Here is a 556-nt window from a genome sequence, read left to right as displayed (position 1 = left end):
TTAGCTCTGTTGTTTTTAAGCGATTCATAAGATCACAAAACACCATGAATGTTCCCTCGCTTCCCACATTTTTTAATACTATTAGTTCATTGATATATAAAGGCTAATTCTGGGGATACTTTAGCGTAAATACGCTTTCTGGAATAATCCTACGCCTGTCAGAGCCATCCATGCGCGCTGAAAACAACGTTTCTATACCTATCCACTCAACCTCAGCTCTAAATAAAATACGCGGAGTTGAAAACGTTTCTTCATCGCCATACACCTCATTGCGCACCTCTTTAGGCCATTCAGAGTGGTATGTGTGGCGATACGCCATTTTATCTTTACTAAATCGGCTGGGCTGCTCTTCAACAGCTTGTTTAGCAGGTGGAGCAGGCTCCTCACCACAGCCAGTTAATAGCAATGTAGCGACACTTAGTAACATTATGACTGCACGGCGTGAAAATGACTTAGTTAACAGCGGCGTTATTGGTGATTTTTTTACTGAAATTAATGACATCAATAGTCCTTGATTGTACGGTGTAAATTGGTCGTAGAGGCAGCAATGCGAAGC

The 556-nt window shown here is 41.7% G+C and carries 1 pseudogene; it reads right to left on the bottom strand.

The features are described from left to right. Window positions 1-103: 103 nt before the first annotated feature. Window positions 104-556: pseudogene (locus H5201_RS22595) on the bottom strand (hypothetical protein); the annotation flags it as partial.

Source organism: Pseudoalteromonas sp. SG43-6 (assembly GCF_014164365.1).
Lineage (GTDB): Bacteria > Pseudomonadota > Gammaproteobacteria > Enterobacterales > Alteromonadaceae > Pseudoalteromonas > Pseudoalteromonas rhizosphaerae.
The sequence above is the reverse complement of the archived record's forward strand: the minus strand, read 5'-3'. Positions and strand labels throughout refer to the sequence as shown.